Below are 14,266 nucleotides of genomic sequence, written 5' to 3' on the forward strand. Positions count from 1 at the left end.
AGCTTGTCGAGATCGTCGGCCGTCATATCCAGCCATCGAAGGAAGCCTATCTGCGGCTGGCGAGCACGCAGTGGGCGCGTCCGTTCCGCTAAACCTCACTCAATGCAGCCCGCCGACCCCGAGCACTCGCTCCACGGCATCGTGATCGGCTGACAGTTCCGACGGTGTGCCGCTCCAGGCAAGCCGGCCCCGCTCCAAGATAATGACGCGATCGGCGAAATCGAGGGCGCTCTGGATGCGCTGCTCCACTAGCAGGATGGTCATGTCGCCAGCCTTGGCAAGCTCGGTGAAGGCAGCCATCAACTCCTCGCAGATGACGGGCGCCAATCCTTCCAGCGGTTCGTCAAGCAGCAGCACGGATGGGCGGCCGAGAATGGTGCGGGCCGTCGAGAGCATTTGCTGCTCGCCGCCCGAGAGCTGGTTGCCAAGGTTCCTGCGTCGCTCTTTCAGCCGCGGAAACATCGCATAAGCTTCCTCCAGCGCCGTCCTCGGGCGCCCCTTCAGGCCGACGAACAGATTTTCCTCGACCGTCAGGGTCGGGAAAATACAGCGCGCCTGCGGCACATAGCCGAGACCGCGATGCGCGCGCGTTGCGCTCGGCGCATCGGTAAGATCAGCTTCACCGAGCCGGATGCGCCCCTCATAACGTTTCGTCTGGCCGGCGAGCGTTGCGAGCAGCGTCGTCTTGCCCATCCCGTTTCGGCCGAGCACGGCGAGGCGACAGCCCGAGGGCACCGAGAAGGAGACGCCTTCGAGCACTTTTGTCGGACCGTAGCCGGAAGAGAGATTTTCCACCTCAAGCGACATGGCTGGCATTGGCATAGCTCCCCAGATAGGCCTCACGGACACGTGCATCCTTCGTCACTTCGGACGGCGCGCCATCAAAGATGATAGCGCCGGCCGCAAGCACGATGACGCGTTTGGCGAAACGGAAAACGAGGTCCATGTCATGTTCGATCATCAAGACGGCGAGATCGGCCGGAAGATCGGCCAGCGCCTGTTCGATACGACCTGTATCGCTTTGCGGTACGCCGGCTGCAGGTTCGTCGAGCAGCAGTACCTTGGGCTTGAGCGCAAGCGCCAACGCGATTTCCAGAAGCCGCTGCTGGCCATAGGCGATTTCGGCGACCTTGCGATGCATCAGCAGCCCAAGGCCAAGCTTGTCGAGCAACTCGTCGACCTCGGCCATGACATCAGGCATGGCCAGAAAATTACCAATAAGGCGCCCGGTTCGCCCCTTCCGGCGCAAGACGGCAAGCGCGACATGCTCGGCAGGCGTCATGTCCTGGAACAAGCGAGTGACCTGGAATGAACGCACGAGCCCTCGCCTGACGCGGCCGATCGCATCCACTTTCGTCACCGTTTCGCCGGCAAGCAGCACCTCGCCGGAATCGGGCGCCAGATTACCGGTAACAAGATTGACCAAGGTCGTCTTTCCGGCACCGTTCGGGCCGATCAATGCAATACGATCGCCTGATGACATGGAGAGCGAGACATCGTTGGTGACGGCCAGACCGCCGAAGGCCTTCTTCAGATGGGCGACTTCGAAAACGGCGCTCATGGACGGGCCTCCTTGCGGCGGGCGACGAAGGCTGCAGCAGTGCCGTAAAGCCCGTTGGGTGCAAAGAGTACGACCGCGATCAGCAAGGCACCGATCATCGTCAGCCAGTGGAAAGGATTGGCGGCCGAGACATAATCCTCGAACAGCATGAAGATAACAGTGCCCGACAGTGCGCCAAACAGCGAACCCGTGCCGCCGAGCACCAGCATGACCAGCGCTTCCGCCGATTGGGTAAAGGAGAGGCTGTCGAGACCGACGACCTGGGTGGAGATCGCGTTCAAGGCGCCGCCGACGCCGGCAACGGCACCTGAGAGCACGTACATCCTCGCAAGCGCTGCTTTCGGAGACGCGCCCATGGCGCGGATGCGCAGCGGATCCTCCTTGATGCCGCGGCAGAGCATGCCGAAAGGCGAGCGCACGAGCAGGCGCAACAGCACGAAGACGATCAACAGCAGAACGATGCCGAAGACATAGGCCGTGTGGCCATAGAGATCGAATTCGAACATGCCGAAAATCGGATCCGGCGAAATGCCCGACAGACCGTCGCTGCCGCCGGTCCAGGAAGACGCCTTATTGGCGAATTCGTGGAAGAGGTTGATGAGCGCGATCGACAGTACGAGCTGCGGCAAGCCATGGGCGCACAGAATGACGGCACCGCAGATAAGGCCGGCAATTGCACCGCCGAGAATACCGGCAAACGTCATGAGCAACGGATCGTTGATGCCGTAATGAGCCGAGAGAATACCGGCTGCATAGGCGCCCGAGCCGAAGAGCGCGGCGTGGCCGAGGGTAGCGATTCCGGCATAGCCGGTAACGAGATCAAGCGACAGGACCAGAAGCGCAATGGCGATGACGCGGGTCAAGAGCGCCAGATTGTCCGGAAAGGCGAAGTATCCGATGACGGCGGCGATGATGATGACGGCGATGCCCGAGAGATCGCGGCTCAGCCCGCTGCGCCGACGCTGGACCAGGATTTCCTTGTCATGCATAGCGAGCGTCATTTCGCCCTCCCCGCAAGGCCACGCGGGAAGATGCAGATGATGGCAATAACCGCGAGATAGAAGAAGAATTCGCCGAATTCCGGCATGAGATAACGTCCCGTCGTATCGATCGCGCCAAGCAGCAGGCAGGCGATCAGCGCGCCCGGAATGGAACCCGCACCGCCGACCGAGACGACGACGAGGAAGGTCACCATGTAGCGCAGCGCATAATAGGGTTCGACCGGCAGCAATTCGGCACCGACGACCCCGCCAAGCGCGGCAAGGCCGACCGCAACGCCGAAACTCACGGCATAGATGATCTCGGTGCGTACGCCGAGGGCCGCAGCCATCGCCGCATTATCGACCGAGGCACGCAGCTTCACACCGAAGCTCGTCCTGTCGATCACGAACCAGAGGCCGAGGGCGACGGCCAGACCACAGACGATGGCAAAGAGCCGATGCACGGGAATAGTGCGAAAGCCGAGATCGGCCGACCCCTGCAGCGCCTCGGCAAGCGGAATGGTCTTCAGCGTCGGTCCCATGAGATAGTTGGCGATGCCGATGACGCAGAAGGTGATGCCGATCGTCATCAGCACCTGCGTCAGCTCCGGTGCGCCGTAGATGCGCCGATAAAGAAAGCGCTCGATCGGAATGGCGATGATGATGGTTGCAGCCACTGCAGCAACAATCGCGACCGTATAACCGAGCCCCAGATCGCGCGCGACGTAAGACGCCACGTAGCCGCCGATCATCGCGAAGGCGCCATGCGCCAGGTTGACGACGCGCATCAACCCCATCGTCACCGAAAGGCCGATCGATATGACGAAGAGCACCATGCCATAGGCAAGCGCATCCACGGCTATGCTGAAAACTGTCTGCATGGAACCACCCTGCTTTGATGCGGCGGACCCTGCCGGAAGCCGGCGGAAAATCTCCGCCGGGTCCGTCGCATGTCCCTTTCGAAGAGAGTTGCCTGTTACTTGGCGGCCGCAAGACCCGGATCACCCTGCTTTTCGAAGGTCTGGACTTCTTTGTTGATGTAGGTCCCGTCATCGGCCTTGGCGACTTCCCGCAGATAGATGTTCTGCGTGATGTGGCGGCTTTCCGGATCGATGGAAACCGGACCGCGCGGGCTGACCCACGAGAGACCCTTGACCGCATCGACAGCCTTCTGCGCATCCTGCTTGCCGCCGGTCGCCTCGACCATCTTGTAGATCACATACATGCCGTCATAGGCGCTGACGGCCGGGAAGGAGAGCTCGGCCTTATTGCCGATCGCCTTGGTCGCCGCATCAACGAAAGCCTTGTTTTCCGGCGAGTCATGCGAGACGGCATAGTGGAAGGTCGTCTGGATGCCGAGTGCGGCATCACCGAGCGCCGGCAGGTCGGATTCCTGGGTCAGGTCGCCAGGCGCAAAGAACTTGATGCCGGCAGCCTTCAGGCCGTTTTCATTGTAAGCCTTGACGAAACCGAGCGTCGTCGGCCCCGACGGCAGGAAGGCGAAAACGCCCTGTGCGCCGGAATCCTTGATGCGCTGCATGATCGGGCTGAAGTCGTTGGTTGCAAGCGGCATGCGGATCGCCTCGACTACCTGGCCGCCGGCCTTTTCGAAACCGGCCTTGAAGGCATTTTCGGCATCGATGCCCGGGCCGTAGTCGCTGACGACGGAGATCACCTTCTTGACGCCGGAATCGAAGGCGACCTTGGCGATCGGCGTCGAGGTCTGCCAGGTGGTGAAGGACGTGCGCACGACGAGCGGACTCTTGGTGACGATCGCCGAGGTCGCGGCGTTCATGATCACCATCGGCACATTGCCCTGCTTGAGGATCGGCGTCACCGCCATGGCGTCAGGCGTGAAATAGAAACCGGTGAGATACTGCACCTTTTCCTTGACGATCAGCTCCTGCGCCAACGCCTTGGACTGGGCCGGATCGGCCTGCGGCACGTCGCGAAAGACGACCTCGACCGTGTCATTGCCGACCTTGTTGCCGTTCATCGCCATATAGGCGTCGATGCCGGCCTTGAAATTCTTGCCCTGCAGGGCAAACGGGCCGGAGAACGGCCCGATCACGCCGACCTTGATCGTGTCGGCATAGGCGGTTCCGCCAAGCACCATGGCCGCGACGGCGGCGATAACCAGTTTTTTCATTGATACAGTTCCTCCCTTTGTCAAAGGTGCCGCCCTCCATGGCAAGAGCACCGGTCTTAAATCATCCCGTCAGAACGGCAATCCGACGTAGTTTTCAGCAAGCGCCGTCGAGGCGGCGCGGGAATGGGTGAGATAGTCGAGTTCCGCTTCCTGGATCTTCTGGTCGAAATCGCCGGTATCGGGAAAACGATGCATCATCGTCGTCATCCACCAGGAAAAGCGCACAGCCTTCCAGACGCGGGCAAGCGCCTTTTGCGAATAGGCGTCGATGCCGACGTCCGAGCGGTCGCCGTAGAACTCACTTAGTCCTTCGAAGAGATAGTGCACATCGCTCGCAGCAAGGTTCAGTCCCTTGGCGCCGGTCGGTGGCACGATATGGGCGGCATCCCCGACGAGGAACAGGCGGCCGAAGCGCATCGGTTCGGCAACGAAGGAGCGCAGCGGCGCAATCGATTTTTCGAAGGATGGCGCAGTCTTTAACGCTTGGGCATGATGGGTCGGCAGGCGACGGCGCAATTCGTCCCAGAAGCGGTCGTCGCTCCAGTCCTCAACCTTCTCGTCCAGGGAACACTGGATGTAATAGCGGCTGCGGGTCGCAGAGCGCATGGAACAGAGCGCAAAGCCGCGCGGATGGTTGGCATAGATGAGCTCGTGATTGACCGGAGCGACGTCGGCGAGCAGGCCGAGCCAGCCGAAAGGATAGACCTTCTCGAAGGTCCTGATCGCCTTTTCCGGAACCATCTTGCGACTGGCTCCGTGAAAGCCGTCGCAACCGGCGATGAAGTCGCAGTCAATGCGATGGGTGACGCCATCCTTATCGTAGCTCACGGAGGGAGAACTGCCGTCGAAATCATGCGGCGTCACATTGGCGGCATCATGGATGGTCAAGGCACCGCTTGCCTCGCGCTGTTCCATCAGATCACGCGTCATTTCGGTCTGGCCGTAAACCGTGACACGCTTGCCGGCGGTCAGGCTGTAGAGATCGATGCGGTGATCGCGCCCGTCGAAAGCCAGTGAAAAGCCGTTATGCGGCAGGCCTTCAGCATGCAGCCGGGCAGCCGACCGTGCCTCGTCCAAAAGACGAACGGTGCCCTCTTCCAGGACGCCGGCGCGAACGCGGCCGAGAATGTAGTCCTTGCCCACCCGATCGAGAATGACGTTGTCGATGCCGGCTTCCGTCAGAAGTTGGCCGAGCAGCAGGCCCGACGGGCCTGAGCCAATGATGGCGATTTGGGTGCGCAATTGCTTCCTCCCTGCAATTTCCTTTTTGCCAGATTTTGACCTTTAGCCCTTCAAACGGCAATGGACTTTCCCACCCAAAAATTGCACAAAACGAACATGAGAATGGAGGAAGACTATGATCAGGCATGTGCCGACCTATGAGCTCTACGGCGAGAAATCGGGGAAAGAACCCGATTTTTGGCTGCATTGCGAAACAATTCCCTCGCGTAGCAGCCTGCACCATTGGGAGATCAAGCTACATCGGCACGCGAGCTTCTTTCAGATATTATACATCGAGGCCGGCGCAGGCGATGCCATTTTCGGCGAGCGGAGCCAAGCCATCCAGCCGCCTGCGGTCGTCACGATTCCTCCCGGGCTCGACCACGGCTTCCGTTTTTCGCGGGATATAGACGGCCTCGTCATCACCATGCTGAGCGTCAATCTTAGCCACCTTCCCGGCGACCGCAGCCGGCTCGGCGAGTGGCTTGCAGCCCCGCATCTCACCGTACTCGATCCGCAAGATCCCGACGCCGCCTATCTCATGCAGTGCCTGAGGCGTCTCGGCGATGAATATTGGAGCAACCGTAGCGGACGCAGCGAGCTTCTCGCCTCGTATGTCGCATTGGTACTGAGGCTGACGGCGAGAATTTCCTGTCAGGAGGATATCGGCCTGTTCCCCGGCGATGAAAACGAAAGGCGGATGGAGCAATTGACTGGCCTCATCGAACAGCATTTCCGTTCGCACAGACCCGCTTCATTCTATGCCAGGGAAATCGGCATTTCGCCGACCCATCTCAATCGCATCGTCCGCTCGATGACCGGAAAGACGGCTCACGACCTGATCGCCGGCAAACTCGTCGACGCGGCCAAGCGCGAGCTCATCTTCACGCTCGCGAGCGTTCGGGAGGTCAGCCATCGGCTTGGCTTTGCCGACCCGGCCTATTTCTCCCGCTTCTTCCTCAAACACGCGGGCGAGACGCCCAAGGATTGGCGCAAGCGGGAGAAGAGCAGGCTGGAACGAGCCTAGGCTGTGCGACGCGCCGGGGCATCCTCAAGGAAGTCCTCGATGAAACGTTTCTGCAGCAGGATGCCATCCCACTCATCCGCAAAGAACGGCGAGTCGTAGATCAGCGTGTAGGGTCCGGCGTAACCAGCCTTTTCGCACATTTCCAGGCAATGACGGTAATCTGCGGCATCAAGCCCGGAGGCATGGTAATCGGCCTTGGCATGGCAGATTTCGGCCCTACGCATGATATTCGCCAGCCCTTCATATTTCGCCGGTGCCGCCCAGTTTCCGAGGTCGCCATTGAGGCCGATCTTGCCGTCGAGTGCATCAAGCAGCCAGTTCATTTCCTTCGGTGAGGGTAGAAGGGCGAACCAGTTTTCGGTGACGACCCGCACGCCGGTTCTCTCCGCCTGTCCGGCGAGCCACTTCAGATGTCGCGCGGAACGCGCAAGGTTTTCCTCATTCGCCGCCTGCTTGCCGGCGATGACGCGGATGCGCTCGGCGCCGAGCTTCTTTGCGATATCGATCCAACCGGCGATCCAGCCTATGTCACGTTCCGCCGTCTCGGCATTGCTGGGATCGCCATCCTCGACGAGCAGCGTCTGGAAAAGGATGCTTGAGGCCTCCAGCGCATCGCGAAATTCGGCGAGATAAGAGGCATCCAGGCTCGGCAGGTGGAACGAACAGACCTCCAGCCGGCCAAGTCCGCGTTCGGAGAGCATGCCCGGCACTTCAAGCAGGCTCACGCTGCCTGGCCCATAAGGCTCCTGGCGGCCCGCGCTTTTCTGCGGATCGGGACTATAGGGATAGGTTGCGCCCAGCATCCGGTGAAGCGACCATGTGGAAACCGCAAACCGGCCGTTCTGCAAAGCCTGCATCTTTCATCTCCTCCCGTTTCCTTGCGAGGACTTTGGCAAGAATGACGCGCCGCATCAAGCTCGCCATCGCCTAGATTCGGTCGCCGCGAATGACTGCTTCTGCCGTCAGCGAAACGGCAAGCAATGCTTCATCACGGTTTGCCGGCGCCGACAGCAGGAACCCGACCGGCATATCCGCCTCGCCCTTGCCGCAGGGGACGGAAACACCGCACCAGTCCAGGAAATTGCCGAGCGCTGTGTTGCGCAGCGTCTTGACGTTCGCGGCGAAGAAAAGCTCGTCATCGCGCTCAAGTGCCGCAATCGGCGGCGCCACATGGGCGACCGAAGGAAAGGCGAGGAAGCGGTTGCCGACAAGCCGATCGACTTCGGCAATCAGCCGGGTGCGCTCGGCCAGAATAGCAATGTAATCGGCCATGCTGGTCTTCTCGCCGAGCCGCGTGCGCAGGACGACACGATGATCCATCCGCGCAGCCTCCGGCCCTGCAAGCCGTTCGCGGTGGAGAGCGAAGGCTTCGGCTGTGACGAGAACACCATGTTTTGCCATCAGCGCCAGGATTTCCTCGAAGGCCGGAATGTTGATCGGACTGATATGCGCTCCAGCGCTACGCAGCCGCTCCACTCCGCCCTCGAAGGCTTCGGCGACGCCCGAATCCAGGCCATCGAACACGATATTGCCGGGGACGACGATTTCCACACCCTTCAGCGACTGCCGGGTGACTGTCGGCGCCGTCAACCCGCGCATTGCAGCATCGACCCAGACAGCGTCCTGCACGGAACGGCAGAGGGGACCAAGCGAGTCGAGGCTCGCAGCCAGCGGATAGACCCCTTCCATGGCATAGCGCCCGCGCGTCGCCTTGTAGCCGACGATGCCGTTCAGGGCGGCGGGAATACGCACCGAACCGCCGGTATCCGTGCCCATCGCAACCGGTACAAGGCCTGCGGCAACCGCCACGCCGGCGCCGGACGACGACCCACCGGGAATGCGCGGCTCGTCCTTGCTGTGAGGGTTTTGCGGCGTGCCGTAATGGGGATTGATGCCGAGGCCGGAGAAAGCAAATTCGCTCATATTGGTACGGCCGATAGCCAGCATGCCGGCACTCTTGAGCGTTGTGACGATCGCAGCGTCCTGTTTAGCAGGCGCATCGCCCGCCAGAACCACCGAACCGGCCGTAGTTGCCACGCCCTCGATGTCGAAAAGATCTTTCCAGGCGATCGGAATGCCGTCGAGCGCACCGAGCGAACGGCCGTCGCGGATGCGCTTCGAGGAAGCATGAGCCTCCCGCATCGCCCGCTCGCGCAACAATAGGGTGAAGACCGCCTTGTCGGCATATTGCTCGATGCCGTCGAAGATCGCCTCTGTGACATCAACCGGATCGGCCTTGCCGCTCTGGATGAGAAGGGAAAGCTGAGCGATAGACATCGCACCGAAAGTGAGGGCCATGAGAGACTCCTGTGGATATCACGCAGGATTTACCCTCTATCATTTCGCAGGACCAGCCCTTGCACGGCTTTTCACGATGATTGGTACGATTTTGTGAACACTGAGTTTGCTTTAGCCCTCTTCAATTTGCCGCAGTTAAGACACACATGCGGTGCTGCACGCGTGAAGCGGATAGGCGCGCCATTAGCTTGCCTTCCCAAGCCCGCATCCCGGTGCATTGCAGGAGACTTGAAATGACACAATCTGAAACTTGGACCTCCGGTCACCAGGATATGGTGCACCAGCATGTGAAGGAGGACGTGAGCTACGGCGAAGCTGAACGCGACTACGCCGACCACGTCAGCGCACAGAAGCTGTCGGTCCTGGAGCGGATCGTGGTCGTAGGCGCCCTCGTACTGCTAAGCTTTGTAGGCTTCACAGCACCGTCGGCACAGACATCAGCGACCGATCCGATGACGACCTCGGCTATTGAAGAGCCGGCACCTCCGGGTGATAGTCTGGTGCCGCACCACCAGCGCTACGGCCATTGCCGTGAAACGAGCCCCTACGCAGACAGGGTCTGCTAAGAGCCAGCGATTTTCGCCGGGCATGGAATTTTTCGTCTAACGTGCATGAGAAGCATAGGAACGGGAAAGAGCCATGGCCGGTGACGTAGATTACGACCTCCACCGCTTCATCGAAGCGCAGAACGGCATATACAAACAGGCTCTTGCGGAGCTGGAAGCCGGTCGCAAGCGCTCTCACTGGATGTGGTTCATCTTCCCGCAAATCGCCGGTCTCGGAACCTCTTCCATGGCGGAGAAATATGCCATTCGCTCCGCGGAGGAAGCCTCAGCCTATCTCGCTGATCCGATCCTCGGCAGCCGCCTTTTGCGCTGTGTCGAGGCAATCCTCTCCGTCAATGACCGCAGCGCTCACGATATCATGGGCTCCCCGGATGATCTGAAGCTGCGCTCGTCCATGACGCTGTTTGCCGCGGTCAGCGATCACGGCTCGCCCTTTCACAAAGCGATCGATCATTTTTACGACGGGAAATTCGACGAACGGACCATTTCGATCCTGAGCGCCGGCAACGGCTAGCCAGGAGAATACTCCAGTGCCGCAATCTCCTCCGAGATTTCTTGGATGCGCTGTTTCAGATCGTTTTCCGTACCGTCGTCTACTTCCTCTTCGCCAAAGCAATAACGTGCGTCGTGCAATTCGAGCTTGGCTTCAAGCTCGGCACGTCTGGCATATAGGCGCCGGAGATAAGTGTAATTCATCTCTGCCTCCAGATTGCTCCCAGATCAGCAGAAAAACGGCCACGCAACCCCCAAGGTTCCCTGGCCGCGTCAATATCAGCCGAAGGCGGAAATCGCCACGTTGCAAGCTTTTTCAAAATGGCAGGAACAGCCACCGTCCGTCATGGCCTGGCGAGTAACGCGCGCGCCTTCGAGCAGCAGCGTCAGCGTATCGGCAAGAAGTTCCGGCTCGCGCGCGCCGGCAGCCACGCAAAGTGCCGCAAGACGATTGCGCTGCATCGCCTTGTGGCGCTCGATCAACTCGTGCGCCGGATGGCCCTCGCCCTTCAATTCGATGGCAGCATTGGCGAGATCGCAACCTGCGGGCTCGCCGTTCAGACAGTGAGCCCGGTCCTCGACCCAGGCAAGCAACTGGCCGCGCGCATCGCCGGGATGGGCGGCTTCAAGATCGCGCCAGATCTTCTCGGCCTTTTCGGAGGCGCGGCGTAGCGTTTCGCAGACCAACTCGTCCTTGGAGCCAAAATGCCGATAGAGGGTCATCTTGTTGGTGGCGGCAGCATCCGCAATGGCATCCACGCCAATGCCGCGAATGCCGCGCTCACGGAAAAGCTCCGAAGCGGTCGTGACAATACGCTCCCGCGGGGGGATTCGATCGTCTGAAGTGGCTACGGAGATTTCATTCAATGATTCTGATTTTTTCGCGGACGAAGTCCTTGACATCGATGTGACCGATCGGTAACAAATGCATTGTTACTTACCGGTAACACCACTCTTTGTAGAAGTCAATGCCAGGAGCGTTTGGCAGCAGGAGTGGAACACGGGCGACCGCCCACGAAAGGAGGACCGTACCATGAGAAAGACCAGAGAAGATTTGACCATTTCCGAAGCCCTTCGCGACCCGCTGATCGCCATGGTGCTCCGCGCCGATGGCGTGAAGCTTGAAGACTTCAAGCAACTCCTTGAGACGGCCGCACACAAACGCGAGCCGCGTCCCTCCACGGTGAGCGATATGATCGGGTCCTTTGCCAGCCGCGCCAATCTGCCGGCGATGCCCTGCTTCGGCTGATCTGACCGCTGGCCCTACAAGGCCCGATCGGCACTGGGGATAAGCCCTGTTCCCAGACGGGCTGCCGCTGTCAACAGGCGGCAGCCCTTGCGATGCGACGAGTGCGCAGATCCACATCGATTTCCCGAATATACATTCTTACGACCAAGAGACGCTCGCCGCCGGCGATGCCGTCTTCATGACGACACGCACCGGCGGTGGCTTCGGCAAGCCGCAAAAGGGGCGTCGACTTGCCACCGCTGACCGCAATGTCTGGCAGGAGACTTGGCCCACATCCGATCAGCCGGTATCGCTGATGGGAGAAAAACTCGGGCTGCAGCTTGTTGTTCCGGTTCCAGCATCGACGATGCACGATGAGGCGCCCGCAAATAGATTTGTCGCCTGCAATCGCAGCATATCCGGTGACAACACTTGCCGCCTTCACGAATTATCTGCGGCTGCTACCAAAGGTTTTATATCCAAAGATTTTGCGATTTGCTTCCTAAACGGCTATGCCATAGTAATGTAACAGGTTCGCATGATATCAGAGGTATGTTGAATTGGACGGAAAGACATCACCCGCAATCTACTCCGAAGATGAAGGCCCGGCCGAAGAGACCGGCGCCAAGGGCGCGCGCCGTGCACGCGTCAGCGGTATCGACCGCGCGCTGCAGGTGATCGACCATCTTTACGAGACGGGATCGCCGGCCGGCGTCTATGCCATCGCCAAGGCTGTAAAGGCGCCGCTTTCAACCGTCTATGTCATCGTTGACGATCTGGTCGAAAAGAACATGCTGACGCGCCAATCTGACGGTTCGATCTGGCTCGGCTCGCGGCTCTATCATTATGGCCTCGCCTATGCGCGATCACTCGATTTCATGAGCGTCGCGACGCATGAAATGCACGACCTTTGCCGGCAGGCCGGCGAGACCGTTCAGGTCTGCGGCCGTGACGGCGATTTCATGCTGGTTCTCGCCATGGCCGATGGCCCCAGCCATTTCCAGGTCGCCTCCCGCGTCGGCACCCGTGTGCCACTCAACTGGACAGCGTCTGGCCGCCTGCTGGTCGGGCACCTGCAAGAAGACGAGCGTGTCGAGCTCTTCAAGCGATGCGCCCGCTCCTCGCCGACGGGACGCGCGGAAATCGATCCCGCCACGCTATCGGAATCCGCCGGAAAGGCCTTTAAATCGCGCCTGTCGATCCAGGCTGGCGAATCCGATTATGCGGTTGCCTGCATCGCCTCGCCGATCTGCGATCGTGAGGGCCAGTGCGTCGCCACCATTTCCATTGTTCTGCCGGAGCAAAAGGCCTTTTCGGACGAAGGCCATTATACAGCACAGGTGCGCAACTCGGCTGAGCACATCGAGAAGCTGATGGGCTGGCGTAGCCATTGAGCGCCAGCCTCAGTCTCACGACAAACGCCGTCCGGACCCTCATTGGCTCGTGAGGAAGGGCAGCTCCTTGTTCGCATAGTATTTCGCTGCCTCATCGATCTCTTCTCGATGCTTCCATGGCACAAACCGCAAGGCGCGATCACACGCGCCGGCGCGCCGCTGGCGACGATCCTCGGCACCGGATTGGTACCCGGCGAGGTCGGGAGAGCCGGCGCGGCTGACACCCGTCGGGCTATGGCAGATCACCCGTCGCTGCGCCAGCGTTTGCTCCCCGCCCGATCGCCTCCTCATCCCGCTTTCTCGGCACGCCGTCACCACCTTGACCAGGAATGTCTTGGCCCTGTTTGATTGTTGTTGAAGGCGTTCCCAGCCGCGGCAATCCGGCGGTCAGGCGACCCGATCGGAGGCCGCCTGTTTGAAAAAACTCACCGATTGTGATCGCTAGCCTTCGAGGATCGAATAGCCGATATCGCGCAGATGATCAGGATCGGCGATCGCGTCGACTGTCGAGATCTTGTCGCCGTCGAAACTCAGCGCCAGCACTACGCGCAACTGGCCCTCGATAAAGACAACGAGACCGATTTCGCCATCGACAAGCGCGACCTTTGCCGACGTCGCCCGTCCCTTGAAGTTTTCGGCAACGGCTTGGGCGCCGCGAAGTGGAGCAACATCGCCGAGTCGGATCGCCGCCGCATCCGGCCGGAAGACAGCATCCGGCGCAAGGACCGCGATCAACCCTTCCAGATCGCCGTTGCGGGAAGCGATGAGGAAGGCTTCGGCTATGCTCCGCTTGCGCGCGAGATCGACGTCTGGCGTTTCCGCTTGCCCCTGCACCCTGCGCCGGGCGCGGCTGGCAAGCTGCCGGGCGGCGGTCGCACTTCGCCCGATGACCGCGGCGATCTCTTCGAAGGGTAGATCGAACATGTCATGCAGCACGAAGGCGACACGTTCGGCCGGCGTGAGGGTTTGCAGGACGACGAGCAGGGCGATGCCGACCGAATCGGCAAAAGCTGCTTCGCGCTCCGGATTGCTGGCGACATCCACGATCGTGCGGTGCGCCGGCAGGTCAAGCGGCTCTTCGCGGCGTGTCTTGCGCGAACGCAGCATGTCCAGGCAGATGCGCGCCACGACCGTCGTCAGCCAGCCGCTGAGATTATCGACGTTGCCTCTGTCCGAACTTGTCAGGCGCAGCCACGCCTCCTGCACCGCATCTTCTGCCTCCGCGCGGGAGCCGAGCATGCGGAAGGCGACGGCCCGCAGATGCCCACGGTTCGCCTCGAATTCATCGGCCAGCCATTTTTTCTCGTCCATCGGTCCATTCCTCATCCTGTTGCGTCGAAGACCATGACG

At 60.6% G+C, this 14,266-nt stretch carries 17 protein-coding genes and 1 pseudogene; 6 read left to right on the plus strand and 12 right to left on the minus strand.

All coding sequences use genetic code 11. The annotated features are described in order from the left end of the window. Positions 1–99: 99 nt before the first annotated feature. From ACR9ZQ_RS35790 to pobA, 6 genes are all read right to left on the minus strand, one after another. The gene (locus ACR9ZQ_RS35790) at positions 100–816 is read right to left on the minus strand and encodes an ABC transporter ATP-binding protein (RefSeq protein WP_481430140.1); all 717 of its coding nucleotides are present in this window, start codon (positions 814–816) and stop codon (positions 100–102) included. Next, positions 797–1,561: an ABC transporter ATP-binding protein gene (locus ACR9ZQ_RS35795; protein ID WP_481430141.1), complete on the minus strand. Its 765-nt coding sequence runs from the start codon at positions 1,559–1,561 to the stop codon at positions 797–799. The genes ACR9ZQ_RS35790 and ACR9ZQ_RS35795 overlap by 20 nt, the downstream gene beginning before the upstream one ends. Beyond that, positions 1,558–2,562, minus strand: coding sequence for a branched-chain amino acid ABC transporter permease (locus tag ACR9ZQ_RS35800; RefSeq protein WP_481430142.1), 1,005 nt, complete (start codon positions 2,560–2,562; stop codon positions 1,558–1,560). The genes ACR9ZQ_RS35795 and ACR9ZQ_RS35800 overlap by 4 nt, the downstream gene beginning before the upstream one ends. Further along, positions 2,559–3,422 (minus strand): branched-chain amino acid ABC transporter permease, encoded by an 864-nt coding sequence (locus tag ACR9ZQ_RS35805; RefSeq protein WP_481430143.1) that lies wholly within the window; start codon positions 3,420–3,422, stop codon positions 2,559–2,561. The genes ACR9ZQ_RS35800 and ACR9ZQ_RS35805 overlap by 4 nt, the downstream gene beginning before the upstream one ends. Before the next feature lie 95 nt (positions 3,423–3,517). Beyond that, the gene (locus ACR9ZQ_RS35810; RefSeq protein ID WP_481430144.1) at positions 3,518–4,690 is read right to left on the minus strand and encodes an ABC transporter substrate-binding protein; all 1,173 of its coding nucleotides are present in this window, start codon (positions 4,688–4,690) and stop codon (positions 3,518–3,520) included. A gap of 69 nt (positions 4,691–4,759) precedes the next feature. Further along, positions 4,760–5,932: a 4-hydroxybenzoate 3-monooxygenase gene (gene pobA / locus ACR9ZQ_RS35815; RefSeq protein ID WP_481430145.1), complete on the minus strand. Its 1,173-nt coding sequence runs from the start codon at positions 5,930–5,932 to the stop codon at positions 4,760–4,762. Positions 5,933–6,047: 115 nt separating this feature from the next. Here pobA and ACR9ZQ_RS35820 point away from each other — a divergent pair, with 115 nt between their 5' ends. Then, on the plus strand, positions 6,048–6,938 hold the full coding sequence (locus ACR9ZQ_RS35820) for a helix-turn-helix domain-containing protein (RefSeq protein WP_481430146.1): 891 nt from the start codon (positions 6,048–6,050) through the stop codon (positions 6,936–6,938). On the opposite strand, the gene ACR9ZQ_RS35825 is transcribed toward ACR9ZQ_RS35820, so the two are convergent. After that, positions 6,935–7,795 (minus strand): sugar phosphate isomerase/epimerase family protein, encoded by an 861-nt coding sequence (locus ACR9ZQ_RS35825; protein ID WP_481430147.1) that lies wholly within the window; start codon positions 7,793–7,795, stop codon positions 6,935–6,937. The two genes, ACR9ZQ_RS35820 and ACR9ZQ_RS35825, sit on opposite strands and share 4 nt — an antisense overlap. Positions 7,796–7,865: 70 nt before the next feature. Next, entirely contained in the window at positions 7,866–9,236 is a 1,371-nt protein-coding gene (locus ACR9ZQ_RS35830; protein ID WP_481430148.1) for an amidase, read from the minus strand. A gap of 272 nt (positions 9,237–9,508) precedes the next feature. On the opposite strand from ACR9ZQ_RS35830, the gene ACR9ZQ_RS35835 reads away from it, so the two are divergent. Both ACR9ZQ_RS35835 and ACR9ZQ_RS35840 read left to right on the plus strand, forming a co-directional pair. Next, the gene (locus ACR9ZQ_RS35835; RefSeq protein WP_113323296.1) at positions 9,509–9,802 is read left to right on the plus strand and encodes a hypothetical protein; all 294 of its coding nucleotides are present in this window, start codon (positions 9,509–9,511) and stop codon (positions 9,800–9,802) included. Between the two features lie 73 nt (positions 9,803–9,875). After that, on the plus strand, positions 9,876–10,316 hold the full coding sequence (locus ACR9ZQ_RS35840) for a DUF1810 domain-containing protein (protein WP_439017782.1): 441 nt from the start codon (positions 9,876–9,878) through the stop codon (positions 10,314–10,316). Here the strand turns inward: ACR9ZQ_RS35840 and ACR9ZQ_RS35845 are convergent. Both ACR9ZQ_RS35845 and ACR9ZQ_RS35850 read right to left on the minus strand, forming a co-directional pair. Beyond that, positions 10,313–10,498: a hypothetical protein gene (locus ACR9ZQ_RS35845; RefSeq protein WP_007825756.1), complete on the minus strand. Its 186-nt coding sequence runs from the start codon at positions 10,496–10,498 to the stop codon at positions 10,313–10,315. The genes ACR9ZQ_RS35840 and ACR9ZQ_RS35845 overlap by 4 nt on opposite strands. Positions 10,499–10,573: 75 nt before the next feature. Next, the gene (locus ACR9ZQ_RS35850) at positions 10,574–11,197 is read right to left on the minus strand and encodes a TetR/AcrR family transcriptional regulator (protein WP_310382568.1); all 624 of its coding nucleotides are present in this window, start codon (positions 11,195–11,197) and stop codon (positions 10,574–10,576) included. Positions 11,198–11,327: 130 nt separating this feature from the next. On the opposite strand from ACR9ZQ_RS35850, the gene ACR9ZQ_RS35855 reads away from it, so the two are divergent. The 3 genes from ACR9ZQ_RS35855 to ACR9ZQ_RS35865 all read left to right on the plus strand — a co-directional run bounded on the left by ACR9ZQ_RS35855 (position 11,328) and on the right by ACR9ZQ_RS35865 (position 12,916). Further along, entirely contained in the window at positions 11,328–11,543 is a 216-nt protein-coding gene (locus tag ACR9ZQ_RS35855) for a hypothetical protein (RefSeq protein WP_310382567.1), read from the plus strand. Positions 11,544–11,721: 178 nt separating this feature from the next. Beyond that, complete coding sequence (locus ACR9ZQ_RS35860; protein ID WP_310382566.1) at positions 11,722–12,051, plus strand: hypothetical protein; 330 nt, start codon at positions 11,722–11,724, stop codon at positions 12,049–12,051. 31 nt (positions 12,052–12,082) lie between these two features. Beyond that, entirely contained in the window at positions 12,083–12,916 is an 834-nt protein-coding gene (locus ACR9ZQ_RS35865; RefSeq protein ID WP_481430149.1) for an IclR family transcriptional regulator, read from the plus strand. A gap of 95 nt (positions 12,917–13,011) precedes the next feature. On the opposite strand, the pseudogene ACR9ZQ_RS35870 reads toward ACR9ZQ_RS35865, so the two are convergent. Both ACR9ZQ_RS35870 and ACR9ZQ_RS35875 read right to left on the minus strand, forming a co-directional pair. Beyond that, a pseudogene (locus ACR9ZQ_RS35870) lies at positions 13,012–13,205 on the minus strand (c-type cytochrome); the annotation flags it as partial. A 152-nt stretch (positions 13,206–13,357) separates the two neighbouring features. Further along, complete coding sequence (locus tag ACR9ZQ_RS35875; RefSeq protein ID WP_481430150.1) at positions 13,358–14,227, minus strand: sigma-70 family RNA polymerase sigma factor; 870 nt, start codon at positions 14,225–14,227, stop codon at positions 13,358–13,360. Positions 14,228–14,266: the final 39 nt, after the last annotated feature.

This window comes from Rhizobium sp. KNZ14-9A (assembly GCF_056755015.1).

Coding starts and splice junctions, on each gene's coding strand:
- ACR9ZQ_RS35790 (WP_481430140.1), bottom strand. CDS start 816: ATGCCAGCCATGTCGCTTGAGGTGGAAAATCTCTCTTCCGGCTACGGT.
- ACR9ZQ_RS35795 (WP_481430141.1), bottom strand. CDS start 1,561: ATGAGCGCCGTTTTCGAAGTCGCCCATCTGAAGAAGGCCTTCGGCGGT.
- ACR9ZQ_RS35800 (WP_481430142.1), bottom strand. CDS start 2,562: ATGACGCTCGCTATGCATGACAAGGAAATCCTGGTCCAGCGTCGGCGC.
- ACR9ZQ_RS35805 (WP_481430143.1), bottom strand. CDS start 3,422: ATGCAGACAGTTTTCAGCATAGCCGTGGATGCGCTTGCCTATGGCATG.
- ACR9ZQ_RS35810 (WP_481430144.1), bottom strand. CDS start 4,690: ATGAAAAAACTGGTTATCGCCGCCGTCGCGGCCATGGTGCTTGGCGGA.
- ACR9ZQ_RS35820 (WP_481430146.1), top strand. CDS start 6,048: ATGATCAGGCATGTGCCGACCTATGAGCTCTACGGCGAGAAATCGGGG.
- ACR9ZQ_RS35825 (WP_481430147.1), bottom strand. CDS start 7,795: ATGCAGGCTTTGCAGAACGGCCGGTTTGCGGTTTCCACATGGTCGCTT.
- ACR9ZQ_RS35830 (WP_481430148.1), bottom strand. CDS start 9,236: ATGGCCCTCACTTTCGGTGCGATGTCTATCGCTCAGCTTTCCCTTCTC.
- ACR9ZQ_RS35835 (WP_113323296.1), top strand. CDS start 9,509: ATGGTGCACCAGCATGTGAAGGAGGACGTGAGCTACGGCGAAGCTGAA.
- ACR9ZQ_RS35840 (WP_439017782.1), top strand. CDS start 9,876: ATGGCCGGTGACGTAGATTACGACCTCCACCGCTTCATCGAAGCGCAG.
- ACR9ZQ_RS35845 (WP_007825756.1), bottom strand. CDS start 10,498: ATGAATTACACTTATCTCCGGCGCCTATATGCCAGACGTGCCGAGCTT.
- ACR9ZQ_RS35850 (WP_310382568.1), bottom strand. CDS start 11,197: ATGTCAAGGACTTCGTCCGCGAAAAAATCAGAATCATTGAATGAAATC.
- ACR9ZQ_RS35855 (WP_310382567.1), top strand. CDS start 11,328: ATGAGAAAGACCAGAGAAGATTTGACCATTTCCGAAGCCCTTCGCGAC.
- ACR9ZQ_RS35860 (WP_310382566.1), top strand. CDS start 11,722: ATGACGACACGCACCGGCGGTGGCTTCGGCAAGCCGCAAAAGGGGCGT.
- ACR9ZQ_RS35875 (WP_481430150.1), bottom strand. CDS start 14,227: ATGGACGAGAAAAAATGGCTGGCCGATGAATTCGAGGCGAACCGTGGG.